This is a genomic window from Enterococcus sp. BSD2780061688st2 D3 (genome assembly GCF_005844145.1).
In the GTDB taxonomy this organism is placed as follows: Bacteria; Bacillota; Bacilli; order Lactobacillales; family Enterococcaceae; genus Enterococcus_B; species Enterococcus_B durans.
Window position 1 is genome coordinate 1 of record NZ_SPHN01000061.1, and the last position, 1,359, is coordinate 1,359.

Annotated in this window: 1 protein-coding gene and 1 rRNA gene; both read right to left on the reverse strand. The window is 40.5% G+C overall.

What is annotated here, in order from left to right; translation table 11 throughout:
- Nucleotides 1–198 precede the first annotated feature (198 nt).
- Nucleotides 199–319 (reverse strand): 5S ribosomal RNA (gene rrf / locus FGQ66_RS15905).
- Between the two features lie 743 nt (nt 320–1,062).
- The coding region (locus FGQ66_RS15910; RefSeq protein ID WP_171024623.1) for a hypothetical protein at nt 1,063–1,359 on the reverse strand (297 nt) is incomplete at its 5' end.

Here is a 1,359-nt window from a genome sequence, read left to right on the forward strand (position 1 = left end):
AGATCGGAAGAGTATATTGTTTGTACATATCAAGTAGTAGCAACCCAATGAGCATAATGGAGTGCTTAACTCTTCAGAAGAAGAGTGCAGCTGGATAGTGCGAATTTTTCTGAATCGAATGGTAGGTTAGTTATGGGATTTAGCATAGGAAGCCAAGAAACTAGAAGAAAAAAAAAAAAAAAAAAAAAAAAGAAATAAAGATTGCAGCACCTGAGTTTCGCGTATGGTCACCCACTACACTACTCGGTCAGGCTCTTACCAGCTTAACTACAGTTGATCGGACGGGAAACGGTGCTTTCTGGTAGATATGGCCGCAACCGATAGTTTAACGGAAACGCAGGTGATATGAGGGCAGGGTCCAGACATGTTCAGTAGGTGGGAGTGAGAGGTGTTATGGGTGGAGGACAATTTTTATTATATTTCATCTAATAGCAATAGGATATGAGAGGTGAAAAAGCAAAAGCAATAGTGCATTGTGATGTGGAGAATAAGGTGCATACGATGAAAAAGGTGATTTGTCATTTACAAGAGGTAGGTCGAAACAGAACATGAAAGTTGGTCGGTAGGTGGCATGCAGAGGTAGTTTCAAGGTGACAGGTTATGAAGATATGGTGCAAAAGACAAATGGATGGTGGCAGGCATAGTAAAATGATGGTGTGGAAGACATAGATGGTATTTGTTTTGCATTTACGGCACCGGATGCGGGCGATAATGACGGGAAGAGATTTAGTATGTGGGACAGAATTTCGGCGGCAGTATTGAGACCATGAGAGTAGCAAACGTAAGTCTAAAGGTTGTTTTATAGTAGTTAGGATGTAGGAAATGTATTCCGATAGGCCATTTTACATTTGGAGGGACGGTTGAAAGTGGACAGAGGAAAAGGTGCGGAAATGGCTGATTTTGATTGTTTATGTTTTGTGTGATAATTTTACATTTTTGCATAGTATTAGGTAGTTAGATGAAAGATGAATAGACATAGGAGTAAGAAAACATAGAATAGTTACCATTATTGGTAGGAGTGTGGTGGGGTGGTATAGTCCGCATTGGGATGTTACTTTCCTGTTATGGCATGGATTTCCCTTTAGGGTCTCTGAAGCGTATTTCCGTCACCGAAAAAGGCAGAAAAAGGGAAACTGAAGGGAGGATAGTAGTAAAGTTTGAATGGTGGTAGTGTAATGTATGATATCCGTTGGTTTTGGTTTCGGTTGTGAAAAGTTTTTTGGTATGATATTTTGCAAGTAGCATATATTTCTTGTGTGAGAAAGGTATATTTTGTATGTTCCCGCGCGTTTCCGTATTTTCCGCTTCCGTATTTTCCGCTTCCGTATTTTCCGCTTCCGTATTTTCCGCTTCCGCTTC